The following is a 15,239-nucleotide window of genomic DNA, read 5'->3' as shown; positions in this document are numbered from 1 at the left end:
TACGTATTATACGCGAAATAGCATAAAAAATGAATAGCTTTACTGAAACAATAGGGAAACAAAGACAATCGAGCAAATAATTCCGATTAAATCTGCAAAAAGACCTACTTTTAATGCATCTCCCATTTTTCTAATACCAACAGCTCCGAAGTATACTGTTAAAATATAAAAAGTCGTATCTGTACTCCCTTGCATCGTAGAAGCTAATCTCCCAATGAATGAGTCTGGCCCATATGTGGCAATCAAATCAGTCGTAATACTTAGACCAGCAGAACCAGAAATAGGGCGTATTAGTGCTAATGGAACGATTTCTGCTGGAACATGAATTAAATCTAACATTGGCTTCATTACTGATATCATTGCATCTAGCGCACCTGACGATCGGAATATAGAAATAGACACAAGCATTCCAACCATAAACGGTAAAATGGAAATTGCAATTTGAATCCCTTCTTTTCCTCCCTCAACGAACGATTCATACGTCGGCACTTTCTTTATCGTGCCATATAACAGGATAAAACCAATTACACAAGGGATTACCCATAAGGAAATTGTATTTACAATACTCATTTTTTCCGCCCCTTTCTACTCCTTCTTCGGTAAAAATAGCGGTCAATCCAAATTGCTCCAATCATAGAAAGTACTTGTGCAATAAATGTTACCCCAACAATTTCAGTAGGATTGGCTGATTCATACGTCATTCGAATTGAAATGACTGTCGTAGGAATTAATGTAATAGCTGATGTATTTAATGCTAGAAACGTCACCATAGAACGGCTTGCCGAATCCTTTCCTCCATTTAACTCTTTTAGTTGTTCCATCGCTTTAATACCAAGAGGGGTTGCTGCATTACCTAGACCAAAAAAGTTTGCCATCATATTTGATAGAATAAATCCCATAGACGGATGATCCTTCGGTATTTCTGGAAACAATCTTTTTACTATCGGCATAAAAAGTGCAACTAACTTTTTTAACAATCCGGCTTCCTCTGCAATTTTCATTAAACCGAGCCAAAATACTAAAACACTAATAAGTCCTATACAAATCGTTACCGCATCTTTTGCTCCGTCAAATACAGCTTTATTCACTTCTTCCATCGTTCCATTTATCATGGCGTATACAATCCCAATAACAGCCATCGCTACCCAGACGAGATTAACCATCGTTCCCAACACCTATCATGTAAGAAAAAATTTCTTTCACATTATTCCAGTAAAGTCCCGTTGTAGCTACTAACTTCCGTTTACTATAAAATAAATTCCGTTCTCCAACTTTCTCATTGCCAACATAAATGTCTGTCTTCCCAACCTTCACTCCATCCGTAAGTTTTGCACTTTTATCGAGTTTAACTTTTAATACTACGTTCTTTTTTTCTTCTTCAGTTAACGGCATGGAAAAACTATTTTTCGTATAAACATGGTTGGCATACTTCTTTTCATTTATTTCAGCAATTGCTCCTTGTCCTAAAACTTTCGTTTGTTTAAAACGTTCAAAACCTTTATCAAACAAATTCATATGATCATCCCAGTCACTAGAAGCACTCAAAGTTACGACAATTAAATCTAGTCCATCTTTTGATGCCGTTGTAACAAGCGTTCTTCCTGCTTTCTTCGTAAAGCCTGTTTTTCCTCCTGTTGCAAATTCATAATAGGATGTCACCAGCTTATGTTTATTTTTCCACGGATAATCCCAAGAATCTGATTTATATGTTTTTGTTCCAAAGATTTTCTTAAATGTTTCGTTCCCCATTGCGTATTTCGTTAATAATGCCATATCGTAAGCCGATGAATAATGTGATCCATCTCCATCTAAGCCATGTGGGTTTGAAAAGTGAGTATCTTTCATTCCAATTTCTTTCGCCTTTTCATTCATTAAATATACGAATCCATCTATACTCCCACCCACACTTTCAGCAATTACTTGCGCCGCGTCATTACCAGATCTAAGCATGAGTCCGTATACTAAATCTTCTAACTTCACTTTTTGTCCAGGCTTTAAATAGATTGCCGATCCTTCCACCCTCACCGCTTCATTACTAACTGGCACCATTTCTTTCATTTTCCCTGATTCAGCAGCTAACAAGGCGGTCATAATTTTTGTTATACTAGCAATTTTTTGCGGCTCATGTTCTGCTTTTCCGTATAATACACGACCTGATTGTTGCTCCATTAATACAGCATTTCGAGCACTGACATTGCTGTTCATCTTTGCATATGTAGGAATCGGCATAACGCTTGCGTACATAATAAGAAGCGTAATGATTACACAAATTCGTCTCATATTTCCCCCCACGTCCTTTTGGCACTTTTTGTACAAGTGTATGCTTGGCCTTTTAAAATATGAACGAAATCTTCCTTCTGCTTCCATTAAAAAAGACGCAGGGAATTTGCGTCTAATATGGTGTCCATTCAATTTGTTTCGCAGTTTCAAACCTTTTTTCTACATCAGGCCAATTTACAACATTCCACCAGTTTTTAATATATTCATCTTTTCGATTTTGGTATTGTAAATAATATGCATGTTCCCATACATCTAGTACAAGGAGTGGTATCGTATCCCATTGTGTAAATAATTGATGAAGTGTACTTTGCAAAATTTCTAACCTTCCAGATCGGGGCACCCAAACGAGAATTGCCCAGCCTGAACCTTCTACTTTAGAGGCCGCTTCTGTAAAATGTTTTTGGAAACGTAAAAAGCTCCCAAAATCTTGTTCAATTTGTTGCGAAAAGCCCCCTCTTGGACTTCCACCACCATCTTTTTTCATGTTATTCCAAAATATTGTGTGTAAGTAATGACCTGATCCATGAAAAGCTGCTTCTCTTTCCCAATGCTTAATTAAATCAAATTGATTTGTTTTTCTCGCTTCTTCCATCATCTTCTCTGCTTTATTTAACCCTTCCACGTAACTGCGATGATGTTTATCATGATGTAACATCATAATTTCTTTAGAAATATACGGTTCTAACGCATTATACGGATAAGGTAATGGCGGGAGTGTATGTCCTCCAATTGGAACAGCTCGTTCACTATCCCCTCTTTCATACAATTCATATTCCTCTTCTTCTTGCATAAATACTTCCTGCAAGTGATGCTGAATATGTTCTACATCATCGCTTATTTCATACATAAACTCTGCATCTGTTTCATACTCATGCTCTTTCATACGCTCTAATAACGTCTGAATTTTATAAGCAAGCATATGGACATCATACACTTCCATTGCGCGGCTATCTAATACGTGAAGAACACTTTCACACCAATTTTCTACTTCATGAAAGTAATCTGTAAATACACCTTGCTGATTCATGTTGCACCTCCCTAATGCTATCCACTTAACTATATTCAATGAAAATCCCTTATATAACTGTACAAAAGGAAAAGAAGCTAAGTCTCCTTAGCTTCTTTTCCACAATCAATATTTGTGTAACATCTTTGTCTGGTAATCCGTCTCATAATATTCTAGTTCTTCACGCATCAATTGAAATTTACCTTCTAAATTCTTCATCACTTGCTCCAAAGATGCAGGTGGTATTTGTTGAAAAACGATAGAATTTTTTCCTGTATATGCAGACCGACTATTTTCATACCAATGATCACTCTTCGGTGAAAAAAACTCTGCAATTACTTGATGGTAAATCTTATATAAAATCTTTTCAGCTGCTGTTTTTCGAAATGGCTGACTATTCAACAAAACAAAACATGCATCATATCCTTCTTCACAAAAAACGAGAAGTCGTCTCATCGATGCTAATAACCCTTTATAATATTGTTCATTCCCTGCTGGTGTCTCCTCTAATAAAGAAGGCAACGTATGATAATTTACATAATTGGTTATCAAATGAATAGCATCTTCTAAAAATATAGAAACTTGTTCTGTTTGATTTTCAACCATCAAATTAGACATTTTTTCTCTCTCCTTCGCCATTTCACGCTATTTCTACTCTTTTATTTTTATGTAATTCAGCCAATATTTCTTGTACTTTCGACACCGTTCCCTCATCAAAATATTGTTGAAATTCTTCCATATTATTTAGATACAAACGTTTTTGCGCACGAAGCTCCCTATCTTTCACTAAACAACATATCGCTACAATATCACGCAAATATATGTTTTGTTCTTCTACTTTATACACTGGATTTCCTTCAAAAGGAGTAATTTCTTGTAAAACTTCTTCAAAATATCGAACGTATAAAACCGAAAAAGTTTTCTCTTTATCATTTAATATATATGTCACTTCAGATCTGTTAAAAAAATCTTCTGATGTATTAGGTTTCGCTTTTTCTAACTCATATCCTACATAACCTTTTATAATCATATACTTACCCCTTCCCCTTCTTCAACCTCATTTTAACTTAATTTTCCGACAAACAAAATATTCTTTTAAATATACCTATATAAAAAATAGCCCCCCTATACGGGAATTTACCTTTTTATTTTTCTTGAAGTTTGTCATAATAATATTATTGTCTCAGTTTTCTTATACAAGGAGAGTTGTATTTATGTCGTTTTCATGGAAACGTTTCTTACAAATCGGGAAAATTATCTTCCCATTTGTTGTATTAACAATTGTATTCTTTCAAGCAAAAAAAGAATTAGCTGGCATTTCTTTTTTAGAAGCGATTGATACAATCAAAAACATTCCAACTGGAGGAGTCTTTTTAGCAATTACACTTGGTGCGTTCGCTGTATCAACAATGTTCTTTTATGACTATGTTATGCTTCGTTACTTAAAAGCTGATATCCCTGTCCAAAAGATTTTCCGTATCTCGTGGATTGCTAATACTTTAAATGGATTTATCGGGTTTGGAGGTCTTGTTGGAGCCGGTGTACGCACAATGCTTTATCGTCCATACATAAAAGAAAATGGAAAACTTATTAAAAGTATTGCTTGGATGACAACTGCCTTTATTAACGGATTAGCCATTCTTTCATTTCTTGGTCTTATCGGAATATTAGACACGAGATTTATTTTGCATGAAAAACCATGGCTATGGCCTGTTCTTATCTTCTTTGCTCTTTTCGTCCCTATATACATCGGATTTTCTAAACTAAAAAATAGAAAAACAACGCAATCAGAGGGACAAGAAGAAGAGAAAAATCCAACTGTTTTATACTCATTAGTTTCATTAGTCGAATGGGTATCTGCCGGTATTGTTATGTACGTCATATTACTACTATTTGGCATTGAAGTTGAATTTCAAAAGTTTTTAGGCGTATATGTCATTGCTGCTTTAGCTGGTGTCGTTAGTCTTGTTCCTGGTGGCCTTGGATCATTTGATCTTGTCTTCTTAACTGGGCTTGGACAATACGGCATCGATACAGGTGTTTTACTCCCTGCTATGTTATTATATCGTCTCGTCTATTACATCTTACCATTCTGCCTTGGTCTCATTTTTGCAGCTTTTGAAATGACAGGGGTAGCCATTAAAAAGTTTGAAGATAAACCTTTTATTGCGCCTGCATTAGAGACAACTGGTGTTATATGGACTTTGCAGCGTGACTTTCTAGGAAAGTTAGGTTCTTGGGCATCTGCTGCTTTAACAGTATTTGCTGGCTTAATGGTTATTTTATCAACCATTCTACCGACAGGTATAAATCGAGCACACGCCTTGCATATTCTAGCTCCAAAACATCTTATTCAATTTTCTTTTAGCTTATCGCTAACATTCGGTATTCTCCTCCTCATTCTTTCACGGGGGATATATTATGGAACAAAACGTTCTTATTATATGACGATTGTTTCTTTAATTGGAGCGGCTATTTTTAATACGCTAAAAGGAATTGATTTTGAAGAAACGTTTATTTTATTAATCGTACTCGCTGTATTGTATATGCTTCGTAAAAGGTTTGTACGTGAGAAAATGGAAGTCTCACTTTCCGATATCGTAAAAGTTTTTATATTCTTACTTGTAACGTTATATTTATATAAAAACTTAGGTATTTTATTTGCAGGTGCAAAAGAAGCTTTCAAACCTGATTTCGTCGTTCGTAATATTACACAAGTGAAACGAAGTGCATTAGCAGCTGCCTTCTTTGTTCCTACTTTTTTACTAATTGGCTCACTCATTGCCAATCGTTATCGAAATGAATTTCCCGGGCAACCAGCAAATGATAAAAGGTTACAAAACTTCTTAGATGAACACGGTGGAAATGTACTTAGTCATTTAGGTTATTTAGGAGATAAACAATTCTTCTTCAGCAGTGATGGGAAAGCGCTCCTTCTCTTCTCCATAACTGGAAAACGTCTTGTTGTATTAGGTGATCCAATTGGTGACCCTTCCTCCTATCGTAATGTGTTGCAAGAGTTTTTAGCTGAAGCTGATCGATTTGGATACATTTGTGTATTTTATCAAATCGAAAGTAAATGGATGAGTTTATATCATGATTTTGGTTATAACTTCTTTAAACTTGGTGAAGAAGCTGTTGTTGATTTAAATACATTTACAATAACAGGAAAGAAACGCGCTGGCATGCGAGCTACTTTCAACCGTTTTGAAAGAGAAGGCTATACATTCTCTATTCATGAGCCACCTTTCTCAGACGAATTATATGAAGAGTTACAAAAAGTTTCAGATGCATGGCTTGGTGGAAAAAAAGAGAAAGGTTTTTCACTCGGATACTTCGATCGTGAATATATGAGCCGTGCTCCTATCGCAACATTATCTGATGTCGATGGAAAAATTATTGCATTCACAACATTCATGCCCGTTTATCAAAACGGATCATTATCTGTTGATTTAATGCGATATTATCCAGATGCGCCTAGCGGTATTATGGACGCAATTTTCATCCACTTATTCCAATGGGCAAAAGAAAATGAATACCACTCCTTTAATATTGGTATGGCACCACTTTCAAATGTTGGTTTATCAACACAGTCTTTCTGGTCTGAACGAGTGGCTGCTGCAATCTTTAATAACGTTCGTTATACGTATAGTTTCAGCGGATTACGACATTTTAAAGAAAAATATAAACCAGCATGGAGCGGTAAATATTTAGCATTTAGAAAGAATCATTCTTTACCAATTACAATGCTCTCTGTAACAAAATTAATAGGAAAAAGAAAAAACAGCTAAATTCTTAGCTGTTTTTTCTTTTTTGAACTTGTACAATAAATTCTTTTTCATACTTCTTACCATTTATATAGAAATTCCCCCACATTTTATACGTACCCTCAGCAGGAAATGTAATCCGATATTGTAATTGCTCATCCGTATCTACAGGCATAGCATATAAAAAATTTCCCTTCATTTCATCCACGATATAAAGTGACTCTACTTCTCCTCTCTCTGAGTGTAATTTCAATTTCTCACCCTTTTTTGCTTGAAACTGAAATGTTAACGTAACTGGCTCATTCGGATGTAATGCGCCAAATAAAAGAGAAACTTCATACTCTCCTATTTTTTTTGTAAGTACACTGTCGATTGGAAATTTCACTTTTTTCTTATCGTTCTCCTCTTTTGTTCTCCCAAAATCTTTCCTAGCGAATGACTCTACGGACTTATTTTTATCTTCGTATAAAAATATTGTATACTCTTCATCTTTCGCTATTTTGGAAGATAGCTTATATGACCCGTTCCCTGCAAATGTAGGTTTAATCTGTTGTATATTTTTTAACTGTCCGTCTACAATCACTGCCCGAATTTGATCATTTACACCACGAATTTCATTATTCTTTTTGTTTAACAACTGAAATAAAATATCTACATTCTCATTTCCCTTTCCATTTGAAACGTCCCACTTTACTTCCTGAACATCTCCTATAGTCTCTGCGTTTTCTTGATATTTTTTTATGTAAAATCCTCCTGCCACAATAAGTACTAATGCAATAAGCCCAATGACAAGATTTTTCAAAACATCACCTACCATTTTTATTGTCTCTATTCATACAAAACTTCTTAAGATATATATTCTAGATTATGATTTATGAAATCCTCCTATTTTGCACATATTACAAATAATAAAAAGATTTTAATTGAAAGGATTCGTAGTGTATAATGCAAATGATATTGATTTCTATCAATACATTATAAGGAGGACTTTTCATGAGTGTACATATCGAAGCAAAACAAGGCGAAATCGCTGAATCTATCCTATTACCTGGTGATCCATTACGTGCAAAATATATCGCTGAAACATTTCTAGAGGACGTTACTTGCTATAATAACGTGCGTGGTATGTTAGGATTCACTGGAACTTATAAAGGAAAACGTGTATCTGTTCAAGGTACAGGTATGGGTGTTCCTTCTATTTCTATTTATGTAAACGAATTAATCCAAAGCTACGGAGTTAAAAATTTAATTCGCGTTGGAACTTGCGGTGCAATTCAAAAAGATGTAAAAGTTCGTGATGTTATTATCGCAATGACGGCTTGTACGGATTCTAATATGAACCGTTTAACATTCCCAGGATTTGATTTTGCACCAGCTGCAAACTTTGATCTTTTAAAGAAAGCTTACGATGCTGGAACTGAAAAAGGATTACACGTTCGTGTCGGTAACGTTTTAACAGCAGATGTGTTTTATCGCGAAAGCATGGACATGGTTAAAAAACTTGGAGATTACGGTGTATTAGCTGTAGAAATGGAAACAACTGCTCTTTACACATTAGCAGCGAAATACGGTGTAAATGCATTATCTGTACTAACAGTTAGCGATCACATCTTCACTGGCGAAGAAACAACATCTGAAGAGCGTCAAACTACATTTAACGAAATGATTGAAATCGCTTTAGATGCAGCGATTCAACAATAATACACTAAAGAACTTGTCATACGTCTGGCGAGTTCTTTTTATGTGACTTTTTATAAATAACTATTTTATAAAGAGACAGATTTCTCCCCTCTACTTTATTGTAACGTTTGTTATAATAAAGGGAAACTTTAATCAGTGGATATTTTCCCCATCCCCACTGGTTATTAGTTGAACCAATCGGGCTTTTACGGGCAGTTGTTCTCCCACCTAACTCCCTTGTATTCACCGAATTTTGAAGTGGGAGTCTTATTACCCGCTCAAGCGGGATAAAGAAATCATTTACAGTATTTCTCATAAGAGGTGACGCAGTGAAAAACAGAAGTATCGTCTTTAAACTATTTTTATTAACATCAACTTTATTTACAATCATATTCCTACTTTTTTTCCTAGGACAATCTCTATTTTTAGAGAAATTTTATATTAATAAAAAAGTAAAAACAGTTCAAACTGCTTTTGAAAAATTCGTAGATAATTATGATAAAAGTGATAAAAGTTATGAGAAAGTTAGAAAACTAAAACAAGAATTTCATGATAAAACAAATGCCGATATGCAGTTTTTGGATTCCAACGGTATTATTAAAAGTGATAACAATTACTATATCGATGTAATTAATCCCAGCACTAACACACTGTATTCCATTCCACTCAATAATCTTTTAACACCAGAAGAATATAATAAATTCGAAAATTTAGGTTTAAAAAAAGATGTAATAATCAATGTTGATGGAGTCGTACAAGAGAATAATATAATTACACCACAAAAATTAGGAACGAATTATAATCAATGGCAAAACGAACATTTCTATTCGGATTTTCAATCAATTAATGGTAACCCTTCTAAGAATAGACTTACGAGCCGTTACAAATCTACAACTCGGATCGTCTTTACAGGGGTTATAACTAAGATACAGCTCCCATCCAAAGCTGAGGTTCGTCTTGCAAATGATATTGAAACATTACAAGCCGTTCAATATTTTGCAGATATTATTAGAGATGGCACTTCTAACTCGAACCAATTAAACACTTTCATACTAGATGGCGGAGAAAATATAAAAAATAGCATATTTGTAAAACCTATTATAGAAAACGGAAAAATTAAAGAATACGCTTTTGCAATAGCATCTTTGCAGCCAGTTAATGAAGCGATGCTCGTTTTAAAAGATTATTACGTTTATGCCTTAATCATCGTGTTTCTCGTTATTATTTTGTTATCCTTCTACTACTCAAAAATCATTGTTAAGCCATTAATTAAAATGAATCGTGTCACAAAAAAAATGGCTAATTTTGATTTCAGCGAGAAATTACCTGTTACAGCCGACGATGAAATTGGCGGGCTTTCCGGCAGTATCAATACACTATCTGTAAATTTAAAAGATCGAATCGATCGATTAAATGTTGCCAATACAAAGTTACAACAAGATATTGAACGTGAACGTCAATTAGAGAAAACAAGAAAAGAATTCATTTCTGGCGTATCACACGAATTAAAAACACCACTAAGTGTAATTAGAAGTTTTGCAGAAGGAATTAAAGATGGTGTTAGTAAGGATACTTCGTATTATACTGATGTTATTTTGGAAGAAACAGAAAATATGAACAGGCTGATTGTTGAAATGTTAGAATTAGCAAAGTTAGAATCTGGTACTTACAAACTAGATATGACGACGTTCTCAATCGGTGAATTAACGCAACAAGTCTATACAAAATTATTATTTAGCATGGAAGAAAAGCATTTACAAGTGAACGTCGATGCAGACCCTTCTATACTTGTTAAAGCAAATCGTAGTCGTATTGAGCAAGTAGTTGTGAACTTACTAAGTAACGCAATCCGCTATACGCCGGATGGAGAAAAAATACAAGTCTCCATTATTGAAGCAGAAGATACCGTCAAAGTCGAAATTGAAAATACAGGAAACCCTATCCCTGAAGAAAGTCTTGAAAAAATTTGGGATCGCTTCTATCGTCTAGATGCATCACGTAGCCGTCACACCGGAGGTACCGGTCTCGGATTATCTATTGTAAAAAACATTTTAGACCTCCATCATGCCGAGTATGGTGTGTATAATACGACTAATAGTGTTATATTCTATTTCAATTTACAAAAAGTAAAAGAAGTCAAATAATTTGTCTTAATTTCACTAGGAGTTCACATGAAATTCACACTCTCCCTTTATAGTAAGAAACAAGTTAATCCTTTCCTTTACACATATAAAAGAGGAGAGTGCGTGAAATGAAACAAGCAGGACAACCTATTCAAAATGAAAAACAATTAGAAACTATCAAAAATATACTTTTACAATCTTCGAAACGTGATGGCTTATTATTCGTATTAGCTGTAAATTCTGGCTTAAAAGTAAGTGAAATCTTACAATTAAAAGTTAGTGATGTAATCGATGAAAATGAAAATGTTCGCCATTCCATTTTATTTTACAACGAAAAAGTGAAGAAACATAAATGGTTTGCTGTAAATGAAGACTTACAGCACGCAATCGAAGACTACATGAAAGAACGTAAAACTTGGAAACGTAATGAACCATTGTTAAAATCTCAAAAAGGAACAAAATCTATTACGAGACAACATGCATGGTACATTTTAAACAAAGCTGCAAAAGAAGTTGGATTAGAAGGGATTAGCTCACATACACTTCGAAAAACTTGGGGTTATTGTGCATACAAATCAGGTGTTGATATTGCATTTTTACAACACTTCTTTGATCACAGTACTCCATCAAAAACTTTAAAGTATATCGGTATTGCTTAATAACTCTTATACATAAAAAAGGTTACCATTTGAAAATTTGGTAACCTTTTTTATGTTTCATATTCTCTTTTCTTGTCTCTCCTATACTGTAGTGGTACTCTAATAATAAGGGGGAGAAATTATGAACACACTTACAATTGAATTACCAAAAGAAACGGCTGAAAAACTTGATTTATTAAAACAAGCTTATGAAAAGAAAACAGGTGCTTCTATCTCTGAGAGCACTCTCGTTCAAACACTCATCTCAAAAGAATTTATCCAAGCGATAACTCCTTTTGATTTACAACAATTCGTCAACGGAAAAGAACAGCATTAATCGCTGTTCTTTTTTTATCGCAATTTAAAATATACAAAGTTTTTTTATATATTTTTAGAAAAAACATTGACAATGATAATGATAACCATTATCATTTATTATGAAGCCAACAATTGATGAATCAACCAAACGCTCAGTAACATTGTTACCCCTCTTTTTCATATAGAAAGGCACTGTACATTCCCCCTGTTTGTACAGTGCCTTTCTTGTTTATCCTCATTCAAAAAAATTTAACTGCTCCGGTTTCGGCTCACCGTATGTAATGTTCATCATTTTCATGAGCTGTTTCGCATTATCTGCTGCATCTCCACCGGAATTGTTGTTAAACAGTACGTATATATCCTTTGTCTTCTTTTTTAATTGCTCTAGTCGCTCAACCCATTCTTCCAATTCTTTATTGTTGTAGCGATATAAACAGCGAACTGCTCTCCAATTTTCCCCTTTATCAAGCCAACCATGAACATTTCGACCGTGAAAACGTATTAATGCCATGTCTGAATTCGTAACCTCTAACACGAGGGGCACAGACCCTATCCCGGCCTGCGGCTCATCACAAATTGTATGAACCCATTTCTCCTGTTCTAGAAACTGTAACGTCTTATCTCTCATTTCTGGATAAAACCATGTTTGATTTCGAAATTCTATTGCACATGGTAAACCTTCCATTCTTTCTTTCGTATATCGAAGAAAATCTACATTTTTCTTTTTACAATCAAACCATGGTGGATATTGAAATAAAATCGTTTTTAATTTATTAGCTTCTATTAAAGGAAGAATAGACTGTTTATACACATCAAACATCTCATCGAACGTAGAAAAAGGAATTTCCCCTTTCATATGTCCTGTCATTCCTTGATACGCTTTTACGACAAAGGAAAAATCTTTCGGCGTTTCCATTGCCCATTTTATATAGTTTCGTGCAGGTTGCATCGCATAAAATGAACTATCCACTTCCACAATAGGAAAATACTCGCTATATGTTCGTAATTTATTTCTATTTTCATAGGAATCTATGTATAAAGAATCATGATCTCCCCATCCTGTCACTCCAATGAACAGCACATATATCCCTCCCTTTTTTAACTTTATCTTCTATTCACTCCCCCAAACACTTTGGCTAATCAATTTCATTAAGTAGCCCTTTCTTTAAGAGTATCCTTATAAAAATATGATATACTATATGGAAGAATTTTTAAAATGAGGGGTTATTTATTTATGCTTCCAAACGATGCTACTGTATCTCATGAAAAACGAATTGAAGAACTAGAAAATAAAGTACGTTTTTATGAAGAACTTGTGAATCAATTACCACATCATTTCACATACAAAAATCCACATATTGGTTTACAAATAAAGAAAACCAGAACAACTCATTCCATTCAAGAAATGCCAAAAGAGAATAAAGAGGCTCATTTTCAACTTACTTGTGATTCATTATTTTTATTTGAACAACTAGAAAAACACTTTGTACATATTTTTGATGCCTTTTCACATCATGTAACCTTTGTCGATAGTAAAGGGAATATTACTTTATGTAATCAAGTTGCCGCAGATGATTTCGGTGTAGTACGAAATGATATTATCGGAAAACCGATTCAACAATTACTAAACTTGCCAGAAGAAAAAATTAAAGCGATTGAAACATTAAGAACGGGAACAGAAATATATAATGAAGAAGTTTTAGATAAAAACTATGGCATTATAAATAACCGAATTATTCGCGATTATAACGGGGAGATTTTTAGAGTTATTAGTGTCTTTCATTATTTAAACACAGAGCGTGATGCAGAGAAGTTTTCATTAGCAGGGCGAATCGCAGCTGGAATTGCCCATGAAGTACGAAATCCTCTTACGACGGTACGAGGATACTTACAATTTTTACAAGGAAATGTTTCTCCATCACATAAAGAGTTATTTAAAAACTTGCTTATCCCTGAATTAGATCGTGCAAATAGTATTATTACAAAATTTTTAGCTATTTCAAAAACACGTGAATTTACAAGAGAACCGTTTCCCATCAATACATTTTTACGCGACTATATTCAACAGTTACTAGCTAGTGAAGTCTTCTTACATAACATTTCAATTGATTATAACTTTTCTAATGAATTAGATGATATTTTAGTCAATATTGATCGACATGAACTTGTTCAAGTATTTTTAAACCTATTTCAAAATGCTGTCGATGCTCAAGGCGAAAAACCTCTTTCTATTCAAATCACTAGTTATCGCCTAGATAACTTCGTTCGGATTACTTTCACAGATAATGGAATTGGTATTCCTTCAGCTATTCAAGAATATATCTTTGATCCATTCTTCTCAACGAAGGATTCGGGAACAGGACTAGGCTTGTCAGTAACAAAAAAAATCATCCAAAATCATAACGGTACACTCAAAATGACTAGTACTCCAGACGGTACAACCTTCACTATTTCTATTCCGATTTTACCTAAAACAAATCGTGAAGCAATTAACCTATAAAGTGACAAGACTGTTTTGTGAACTCCCCTTAATTGTTAGACATACTCTAACAATTAAGGGGAGTTTTTATGCTACGCCAGTCTCTTTAAAACATATAGATTTTTCTCTATCTCTTAATGGTTTTTATCAGATAGGTAAACTTCTTATTTTTTTTAGAAATGGTAGTTTGTCCATCACAAATTTAGCTTAAATTTCATTTTAATATATAGTAACGACTATTTATTCTATGAAAGAAAGGAATGAAAAGATGAACAACAAAAATAAAGGGAAAGTATTTTATGGTAATGATTGTTGCGAAGTAAGAGCTTGTAGTTATATCAACATCTCTAAGTCCGAACTTAAAGAATTTGTTAGACTTCTTCAAGCTCTCGGCCAAGCTATTCAAGCTGTCTTTCAAAACCATTCCCAAGTTAATATCAATAACTTAATTGATGTCTTAAATAACCTACAAAAATTCCTCAATTGCTTAGATTTGTCTCCTGCACAAAAACAAATCGGAAATTCTATCATTGCTAACCTATTAACTATTTTAAAAACAAAACCTTTCTCATGCGGAGCATTATACGTTGAACTACAAAGTCTGCTTAATTATTTATTGTATATCGCTAAGTTATTCAAAATCGATTGCTGTGCTATCGATAAACTCGTTAAGCTCATTTCAGAAATTCAAGCTATCTTAGTTCAATATGGATCTGGTTGCCTAGGTGGAGGTGCTACTGGTGCTACTGGCGCAACAGGGGCTACTGGACCTCAAGGGCCAGCGGGCGCTCAAGGCGCTACTGGGCCTCAAGGACCGGCGGGCGCTCAAGGGCCAGCAGGTGCTACTGGCGCTACTGGTGCGCAAGGACCTCAAGGTGCTCAGGGACCAGCGGGTGCTCAAGGTGCTACTGGGCCTCAAGGTGCTCAGGGTATTCAAGGGCCAGCAGG

At 34.6% G+C, this 15,239-nt stretch carries 15 protein-coding genes; 7 read left to right on the top strand and 8 right to left on the bottom strand.

Going from position 1 to position 15,239, the window contains the following annotated elements; translation table 11 throughout:
• Positions 1 to 39: 39 nt before the first annotated feature.
• The 6 genes from spmB to COK05_RS22450 form a co-directional block, all read right to left on the bottom strand.
• Positions 40 to 570, bottom strand: coding sequence for a spore maturation protein SpmB (gene spmB, locus COK05_RS22475; protein WP_000029514.1), 531 nt, complete (start codon positions 568 to 570; stop codon positions 40 to 42).
• Positions 567 to 1,163 carry a spore maturation protein SpmA gene (gene spmA, locus COK05_RS22470; RefSeq protein WP_098614328.1) on the bottom strand — a complete coding sequence of 199 codons (597 nt, stop codon included), beginning with the start codon at positions 1,161 to 1,163 and terminating at the stop codon, positions 567 to 569. Before spmA ends, spmB begins: the two co-directional genes overlap by 4 nt.
• Complete coding sequence (gene dacB / locus COK05_RS22465) at positions 1,156 to 2,280, bottom strand: D-alanyl-D-alanine carboxypeptidase DacB (RefSeq protein ID WP_098614327.1); 1,125 nt, start codon at positions 2,278 to 2,280, stop codon at positions 1,156 to 1,158. The genes spmA and dacB overlap by 8 nt, the downstream gene beginning before the upstream one ends.
• A gap of 112 nt (positions 2,281 to 2,392) precedes the next feature.
• Entirely contained in the window at positions 2,393 to 3,307 is a 915-nt protein-coding gene (locus COK05_RS22460) for a superoxide dismutase (protein WP_098614326.1), read from the bottom strand.
• A gap of 105 nt (positions 3,308 to 3,412) precedes the next feature.
• Entirely contained in the window at positions 3,413 to 3,904 is a 492-nt protein-coding gene (locus COK05_RS22455; RefSeq protein WP_098614325.1) for a YpuI family protein, read from the bottom strand.
• A 22-nt stretch (positions 3,905 to 3,926) separates the two neighbouring features.
• Complete coding sequence (locus COK05_RS22450; RefSeq protein ID WP_000584361.1) at positions 3,927 to 4,316, bottom strand: hypothetical protein; 390 nt, start codon at positions 4,314 to 4,316, stop codon at positions 3,927 to 3,929.
• A 184-nt stretch (positions 4,317 to 4,500) separates the two neighbouring features.
• Between COK05_RS22450 and mprF the strand changes: the two genes are divergently transcribed.
• Complete coding sequence (mprF, locus tag COK05_RS22445; RefSeq protein ID WP_098614324.1) at positions 4,501 to 7,077, top strand: bifunctional lysylphosphatidylglycerol flippase/synthetase MprF; 2,577 nt, start codon at positions 4,501 to 4,503, stop codon at positions 7,075 to 7,077.
• Positions 7,078 to 7,081: 4 nt separating this feature from the next.
• Here mprF and COK05_RS22440 read toward each other — a convergent pair whose 3' ends face one another.
• Positions 7,082 to 7,870 carry a hypothetical protein gene (locus tag COK05_RS22440; RefSeq protein ID WP_098614323.1) on the bottom strand — a complete coding sequence of 263 codons (789 nt, stop codon included), beginning with the start codon at positions 7,868 to 7,870 and terminating at the stop codon, positions 7,082 to 7,084.
• A gap of 176 nt (positions 7,871 to 8,046) precedes the next feature.
• Between COK05_RS22440 and deoD the strand changes: the two genes are divergently transcribed.
• The 4 genes from deoD (at position 8,047) to COK05_RS22415 (ending at position 11,831) form a co-directional block, all read left to right on the top strand.
• Complete coding sequence (gene deoD, locus COK05_RS22435) at positions 8,047 to 8,754, top strand: purine-nucleoside phosphorylase (RefSeq protein ID WP_000110707.1); 708 nt, start codon at positions 8,047 to 8,049, stop codon at positions 8,752 to 8,754.
• A gap of 308 nt (positions 8,755 to 9,062) precedes the next feature.
• Positions 9,063 to 10,877 carry a sensor histidine kinase gene (locus tag COK05_RS22425; protein ID WP_098614321.1) on the top strand — a complete coding sequence of 605 codons (1,815 nt, stop codon included), beginning with the start codon at positions 9,063 to 9,065 and terminating at the stop codon, positions 10,875 to 10,877.
• Between the two features lie 107 nt (positions 10,878 to 10,984).
• The gene (locus tag COK05_RS22420; protein WP_000806236.1) at positions 10,985 to 11,515 is read left to right on the top strand and encodes a tyrosine-type recombinase/integrase; all 531 of its coding nucleotides are present in this window, start codon (positions 10,985 to 10,987) and stop codon (positions 11,513 to 11,515) included.
• Positions 11,516 to 11,636: 121 nt separating this feature from the next.
• The gene (locus tag COK05_RS22415) at positions 11,637 to 11,831 is read left to right on the top strand and encodes a DUF3924 domain-containing protein (RefSeq protein ID WP_001094860.1); all 195 of its coding nucleotides are present in this window, start codon (positions 11,637 to 11,639) and stop codon (positions 11,829 to 11,831) included.
• Between the two features lie 216 nt (positions 11,832 to 12,047).
• On the opposite strand, the gene COK05_RS22410 is transcribed toward COK05_RS22415, so the two are convergent.
• Positions 12,048 to 12,893, bottom strand: a complete 846-nt coding sequence (locus COK05_RS22410) for a DUF72 domain-containing protein (RefSeq protein ID WP_098614320.1) — start codon at positions 12,891 to 12,893, stop codon at positions 12,048 to 12,050.
• Between the two features lie 153 nt (positions 12,894 to 13,046).
• On the opposite strand from COK05_RS22410, the gene COK05_RS22405 reads away from it, so the two are divergent.
• A complete protein-coding gene (locus COK05_RS22405) occupies positions 13,047 to 14,312 on the top strand; it encodes an ATP-binding protein (RefSeq protein WP_098614319.1) in 1,266 nt (421 codons plus the stop codon).
• Positions 14,313 to 14,538: 226 nt separating this feature from the next.
• The coding region (locus COK05_RS22400; protein WP_255290348.1) for a collagen-like repeat preface domain-containing protein at positions 14,539 to 15,239 on the top strand (701 nt) is incomplete at its 3' end.

It is taken from the genome of Bacillus cereus (genome assembly GCF_002567495.1).
Taxonomy (GTDB): Bacteria; Bacillota; Bacilli; order Bacillales; family Bacillaceae_G; genus Bacillus_A; species Bacillus_A cereus_AQ.
Note: the sequence above shows the minus strand (reverse complement) of the source record. Positions and strands in the feature narration are given on the sequence as shown.

What these genes read in the sequence shown, in the direction of transcription:
- spmA (WP_098614328.1), bottom strand. Translation starts at nt 1,163, where the DNA reads ATGGTTAATCTCGTCTGGGTAGCGATGGCTGTTATTGGGATTGTATAC.
- deoD (WP_000110707.1), top strand. Translation starts at nt 8,047, where the DNA reads ATGAGTGTACATATCGAAGCAAAACAAGGCGAAATCGCTGAATCTATC.
- spmB (WP_000029514.1), bottom strand. Translation starts at nt 570, where the DNA reads ATGAGTATTGTAAATACAATTTCCTTATGGGTAATCCCTTGTGTAATT.
- COK05_RS22455 (WP_098614325.1), bottom strand. Translation starts at nt 3,904, where the DNA reads ATGTCTAATTTGATGGTTGAAAATCAAACAGAACAAGTTTCTATATTT.
- dacB (WP_098614327.1), bottom strand. Translation starts at nt 2,280, where the DNA reads ATGAGACGAATTTGTGTAATCATTACGCTTCTTATTATGTACGCAAGC.
- COK05_RS22450 (WP_000584361.1), bottom strand. Translation starts at nt 4,316, where the DNA reads ATGATTATAAAAGGTTATGTAGGATATGAGTTAGAAAAAGCGAAACCT.
- mprF (WP_098614324.1), top strand. Translation starts at nt 4,501, where the DNA reads ATGTCGTTTTCATGGAAACGTTTCTTACAAATCGGGAAAATTATCTTC.
- COK05_RS22415 (WP_001094860.1), top strand. Translation starts at nt 11,637, where the DNA reads ATGAACACACTTACAATTGAATTACCAAAAGAAACGGCTGAAAAACTT.
- COK05_RS22420 (WP_000806236.1), top strand. Translation starts at nt 10,985, where the DNA reads ATGAAACAAGCAGGACAACCTATTCAAAATGAAAAACAATTAGAAACT.
- COK05_RS22405 (WP_098614319.1), top strand. Translation starts at nt 13,047, where the DNA reads ATGCTTCCAAACGATGCTACTGTATCTCATGAAAAACGAATTGAAGAA.
- COK05_RS22460 (WP_098614326.1), bottom strand. Translation starts at nt 3,307, where the DNA reads ATGAATCAGCAAGGTGTATTTACAGATTACTTTCATGAAGTAGAAAAT.
- COK05_RS22440 (WP_098614323.1), bottom strand. Translation starts at nt 7,870, where the DNA reads ATGGTAGGTGATGTTTTGAAAAATCTTGTCATTGGGCTTATTGCATTA.